Annotated in this window: 3 protein-coding genes; 2 read left to right on the top strand and 1 reads right to left on the bottom strand. The window is 57.4% G+C overall.

Annotation, left to right across the window (positions count from 1 at the left end):
* Positions 1-116 precede the first annotated feature (116 nt).
* Positions 117-569, bottom strand: coding sequence for a hypothetical protein (locus CKW22_RS27100; RefSeq protein ID WP_143500831.1), 453 nt, complete (start codon positions 567-569; stop codon positions 117-119).
* A 241-nt stretch (positions 570-810) separates the two neighbouring features.
* Between CKW22_RS27100 and CKW22_RS27095 the strand changes: the two genes are divergently transcribed.
* Both CKW22_RS27095 and CKW22_RS27090 read left to right on the top strand, forming a co-directional pair.
* Positions 811-2,676, top strand: a complete 1,866-nt coding sequence (locus CKW22_RS27095; protein ID WP_095065619.1) for a hypothetical protein — start codon at positions 811-813, stop codon at positions 2,674-2,676.
* Positions 2,677-2,896: 220 nt separating this feature from the next.
* Positions 2,897-5,759: hypothetical protein (locus CKW22_RS27090; RefSeq protein ID WP_095065617.1), on the top strand; the 2,863-nt coding region annotated here is incomplete at its 3' end.

Here is a 5,759-nt window from a genome sequence, read left to right as displayed (position 1 = left end):
CGATGCCCAGGTTGTATTGGCCCGTGCGCGGATCGACGTTGTTCTGGACGAAACTCATGAAGTTGAACGCATTGGAATTCAAGAACATTATTGTCATCTCCCATTCAAGATGAGCATTAGCGCTGCAGACGCTCAGCGCGCGGCGGCGCGGCCGAGGTAACGACGCGCACACTGCGAAGTTCGTCGCGCTGGATGGTGCCATGCTTGGCAATCACCATGACCCCGATACCCTGTTCGATGAAACTGCCAACGTCATAGGTGTTCAGGTAAGTAATTTCTTCATTGTCCAATGCGGCATTGTTGCGTGTGGTCTTGAGTTCAATCCACCAACTGGCATCGTCCGGCGTGCCATTATCATTTCGGGTCAGGAGGATCTTTGTTGCCGACGGAAAACTGTTAAGTTCAATGAAGCGAGGGTCTTTGTCTTTACAGTCCCCTTGGTTCATTCTCAATACGACAGTTTGATTGCTGCCGGCGTCCGGAATATGCAGGGAGCAGAAGTCGTTACTTTCTGTTGATTCCCTGATGATAATAACGCCCGTGGCCTGTGTGTCCTTCTTGCCTGTCATGAACACGCTCCTGAATATCTTGGATATCGTTGGATTCACGTACCCTTCCTGTCCTGAGCCTAGGGCAATGCGCAGTGCCGCGCACCTGTCAAAAATATCAGGTGTCACCCGTTTGTGTTTCGGTACGGGTGGGCGCCGTCGACCTGTTAATTATGCTAGTTGTCGCGCGTTGGCCGATTCGCTATTAATGCCTGCAACCGCTCCGCCACTAATCGTTTTTTGCATGATGGAGTAATGCGGCATGACGCTCATCCGTAACTTCGCCCACTGGTTTAAGCGTGCGTCTGCATCCACGACACTTCGTGATGCACGCCCACGCAACAATGACCTGCCCAAACCTGAAATAGAAGGATTGACGCGTTACGATGAAGTCGACTTGCTCGCGTTGGGCACCGACCCGTTGAGGACATACATCAACTATCCCGGCATCAAGGCGGGGGATAAGATTTTTCCACGCTGGGTGGGAGCTGCGCCCAGTGGGGAGAGCTTTGACTATTTCAGAGACCCTTTCCGTGTCCCTAGTGGTGTCGATCCAACCGTGGGTGTGCTGTACACCATTGGCAATGATGAAGTGCAAAGCGCTGCCGGTGGCTGGGCGTTTTACTCCTACGAGATCCATGAAGCACGGCTCGAGAGGGAGTCTATGCGGCGTTTTTGCTATGTGGGCGTGCGGCCACGGCCAAGTGCCGAAACCTTGTCGGTGGCCCTGGCCGCACCGTCGCATGACCTCGTCGTTGCCTCGCGGGCGCTGGGCGCCTCCATGGCGCTGGTAATACCGCCCTACCAGGCCATGCAACCCGGCGATAGGGTTGCGATAACGCTAACGGGTAAGGACGATCTCGGGAATCTGCACACCTGGACAAAAAACCTCAATGTCGAGGTTCCTGGCCAACATTTGCAAGCCGCCGTTGACTCAACCTGGGTGCGCCGGTTGGAGGGAGAGTACTTCGATGCCGAGTATGTCATTGACTTCAAAGATGGCCGTTCGGCCGTATCGCCCGTACAGCGGTTTCGCGTGGACTCGAAGATTACCCTACCAGATCGCCTGCCGGCGCCCAGCGTGGATGGCCACGTGCCCGGTGCCCCCTTGGACCCTACGCGTTTTCGCGATGGTTTGACGATCAGGATTCCACCTTACCTGGATCAGGGCATGGCTGTCTCGGACCGTCTGCTGCTGTATTGGCTGTCCAGTGACAATGTGTATCAGGTGTTGCGTGTTGACCCAAGTTCGATCGACAGCGGTGCCCTGGTGTTCACCCTCGAACCCCGTTGGCTGATGAGCAGCCAGGGGCAAGCGGCGACACTCGGTTACCAGTTCGCTCGCGAAGGCAGCAGCCTTGCCTCTGAGCTGCTGACCGTGCAAGTGCTGCGCTCGCGGGAGTTGCCAGCGCCGATAGTGCTTAATGCCGTGGCAGAAAAAGACGGTGGTCTGTTGGCAGCTTACCTTGTCACCTCTGGTGCACTAGTGGATGTGCCTGACGATGTCGACATTCTCAAAGATGAGCACATCGAAGTGCACTGGGAGGGGCATGCCGAGCGGGGACGGGAAATTGTTACCCAGCCGATCAATACCAACAAGCCACGCCGCTTTCACGTAAGTGCGGGCAGCATTGCGGCCAACATGGAGCGTAATGAAAACGCCGTGGCGAAGCGGTTCAAGGTGTTTTATCGCCTGGTGCGGGATGACGGCAGCTATGTCGAGTCAGAGCACTTCATGCTGCGCATACTGCCTATTGAACCCACCCAGTATCCGCAGCTTCAATGCCCGGTCGCGAGGGGAAGCGACTTGTATCTGGGGGACGTCCCAAGCGGGGCAAGCTGCACCCTCGCTCCCTGGGTGTTCATTGCCGAAAAGCAATGGGTGACGGTGTGGGTCACAGGCGTTTTTCGCGCTGAGGTGGAAGAGGTTATATGGGACGCTGAAGTGACCCCCCAGCAAGTCCGCAACGGCCTTGAACTGCTAATACCCAGGAATCTGCTTGAGCAGCAAATGCTCAATCAAAGTTTGACTGTACATGCACATGTCAGTTTCGACGACAAATACCATTATTTTGAAATGCGCTCACTGCGCTTGACGCTGCGCGGCGGACGTTCAAGTACGCGCTGAAGAGCAGCAGGGCGACAAACATTGGAGAAGGAACCATGGCCAGAATGACCCATTCGCAAAAGCTCGTTCATCTCGCACAAGCGCCACGCACTCTCGGCTGGGGCGAATTACGTTTGGCCAGTGCGATGGCGCATGACAAATCTTGCCACAGTAAAGGGGCATGATCATGATCAACAATTCCAAGGAAGCCCTGCTGGCTCGTCTGGAATAGGGTGATGTCATGCATGGCTGGGGCGCGATCATGGCATTGGGCCGTGAGCCGCTCGAGCAATTGCTCATGCTGCGTTATCTCGAAGGCCTCAGCCAGTCGAATTTTCTTGAGCACATCACTGGCAGCTACTTTACCGACGGTCAGCGTAATGACCAGGCAGTGTTCGAAGGGCTGGTGCTGGGGCCACCACAGCTTTCCTTTGCAGGGGTCTCGGGGGCAGGAAATCGCTTGACGGTGATCATGCCGTTTATCTCTGGCGAATACGCGTCGTATTCACGGTTTGTCGCCCAGCCACCCAGGCTCAAGAGCAGCCATGGCCTGCGTGAAGAGATGGGCTACCACGTGCAGATGTCGGTTGCCTTGCTGACCGTCGATGATCCTGCAGCCAATCAGGCCCGGCTGGTGCTCGACCTGAGTCAAGCCGAAGAGTTTGTCACCAACCTGGGTGAAAGCGAGACGGCTCGGCGGGCCATGGGGCGCTTCATACAGGCTGAATTGGCGAAGCATGAGGTGTTCAACCATCAGTTCGTGCTCTTGACCTGTGAGCTTAGCGGGCAGGATGCGCTCGCCGTGCGTGGCCTCAATGTGCGCACCCAGGCTGCACCAGAGGGCACGGGGCGTGAAGGTGATGGTGCCGCGATTGTTCAACTGGACCTGCGTGGCCGCCGCTTTGGCGGGACATGGCCGGGGCCAGGCGTGTTTCCTTATCTGCTGCCCGATGGCAGTCAAGGCGTAACGCTGCTGACTGAGCAGTTGCGCGTTCCTTTGCTTGGGGAGCTTGCCGAGCGTTTGCTGCGGCACTTGAGCTTGCCGAAGGCGTGGCGGTTTGCCATGAAGGAGGAGCACACCCCACATGATCGGGTAGTGTTCGGGAGCATTGAGGCCAGTTCCGCAACGCGTCAGGTCGAGCCGATGCAGGCGCGCCTTGGCCGCGAACAGACCACGGATTTCAAGGTGCAAGGCCAGGCTGTGGCGCAATGGACGGCAAGGAACATCAGCCACCCTCGGTCGACCGGGCAAATCAATGCACAGGGGCAGTACCAGGCCTCGGATGTTGCGCACTTCGCACGGGAAAGTCAGGTCATCCTGGTCAGTGCGCAGCTGGGCGAAGAAGAACCCGGAAGCGTCAATGCCGCGCTGGTGGTCGAATCTATCGATTCTTTGGTGGTGACGCCACGGGTTGCGGTATGGCGTAGTAGGGAAAGAGCGATTGAGTTCAATGTTGCGGGTCATGCTAGCCTGACCTGGGAACCGACGCTATACGGTGAATTGACCCTCCAGAGCGATGGCTCGCTAAGCTATGTGCCCCGTGAGCCTGAGCGGAGTCCTGCCGTCCTGTTGGAGCGCATCCGTCTTACTGATGGGATTAGGGGCGATACAGCCGAGGTCACGGTGGTAATTCTCGCCTACCCGGCTGTGCTGAACGTCTTGCCATTCCACGTGCCTAAAGTGCCCCATGGCAGCTCGGTGCCCTTCGAGGTGCAGAACGAGGAGGCCGATGCCTGGCTCTTGTTCGGCGAGGGGCACATCGACCCTGCCTCAGGCGTATACACGCCGCCGGTATCGCCTTCAACCTCGGTCGCCGTGGTCATGGCCAATATCCGTGACCGTGATGCGGGGTATGCCATCATCGAGCTGATGCGCGAGGACGCGCAGGTCTCGATGATCAGTGAACGCTACAAGAAAGTTTTGATCTTCACGGTGACGCCCGTGCCGATTAACGGCACCGTGGCCTATGCCAACGGGTTGCAGCAGATCGCCCTGGATATCGTCATCCAGACTGAGGACTTCCGCAACAGCGATGGTGACGTGGTCAAGGATCCGGTCAGTGACCTTGAGCTGTCCACATTGAAGGTGCTCGCGGAGAACGGCAACCCGATCGAGTATGTGCTGGAGGGGGTGGAGGGCTTGGACCCGGCGCAAGGGCTGCGCTGGGGGTGGAGCAAGTCACGCAATCGCTATGACTATTACCAAGGGGCTCGGCAGGTGACGGCCAAGCCCATGGCAGATGAAGGCAAGGTCTCCTTGCGCGTCTATGTGCAAAGTACCGAAGCGGAAATCAGGAAGTTCCATGCCGAGTTCAAGGGGTATGACAACCGTACGCAGAACTCCAGAACCATCAGCAAGGATGCAGGTGAAGTCGAGTTGACCGGGCGCCCAACGCCTTTCTGGGCACTGAACAACTACGAATTCAAACCCAGGCGGGTTGCTTCGGAGGGAGGCAAGATCGTCAGGCAGGACACCTTCAACTTTTACAAGTACACCACTGACTATTGGGAACTCTCCGGTGCCACCCAGGAATATGGCAATCTCAGGTTTTACCAGGTCAGTTTCGACCATGCGTCGATCGTTCGTTGGGAGAGCGAGCAGCTCGCCGAAACGTTCTGCAGTTACGTAGGGTATGCCTTCAGGCCGGTATTGCCACCCGGTTCACCTGGTGTGCCGTTGGGCGTGTCGTACGAGTCGGCCTTGGAACTGCTGACGCTAGAGCGCGCCGTGAACTACCACGGCAAGCTGGATTACAACCTCAAGCCAGGCGAGGACCTTGCTCAAGGTACCCTGCTGTTGACGCTGGACAGGGTCTGGGACATGCCGTACTGGTACGACGGCATGGCGCCCGGTGGGGACTATCGCTCGTCCCTCGAAGGGGTCATGCGTTTCACCTTGATCGACCATCAGGGCAATCGGCACCAGTTGAATGTCAACTTCCTTCCTGAGGGTCAACCTGACAGCCGCAACCAGCTCGAACTCAGGATGGGTAGCGCGAAGGCAGCAGCCATTGACTCGGCCGTGCATTCCAACGCCTTCAACTTCATGAGCTTCATCGAGAATGGCGTCGACCCACGCACGGGCCAGTACAGCCTGGGTATTC

This window comes from Pseudomonas sp. Irchel s3f19 (assembly GCF_900187555.1).
Taxonomy (GTDB): Bacteria; Pseudomonadota; Gammaproteobacteria; order Pseudomonadales; family Pseudomonadaceae; genus Aquipseudomonas; species Aquipseudomonas capeferrum.
The sequence above is the reverse complement of the archived record's forward strand: the minus strand, read 5'-3'. Positions and strand labels throughout refer to the sequence as shown.

What these genes read in the sequence shown, in the direction of transcription:
- CKW22_RS27100 (WP_143500831.1), bottom strand. Translation starts at nt 569, where the DNA reads ATGACAGGCAAGAAGGACACACAGGCCACGGGCGTTATTATCATCAGG.
- CKW22_RS27095 (WP_095065619.1), top strand. Translation starts at nt 811, where the DNA reads ATGACGCTCATCCGTAACTTCGCCCACTGGTTTAAGCGTGCGTCTGCA.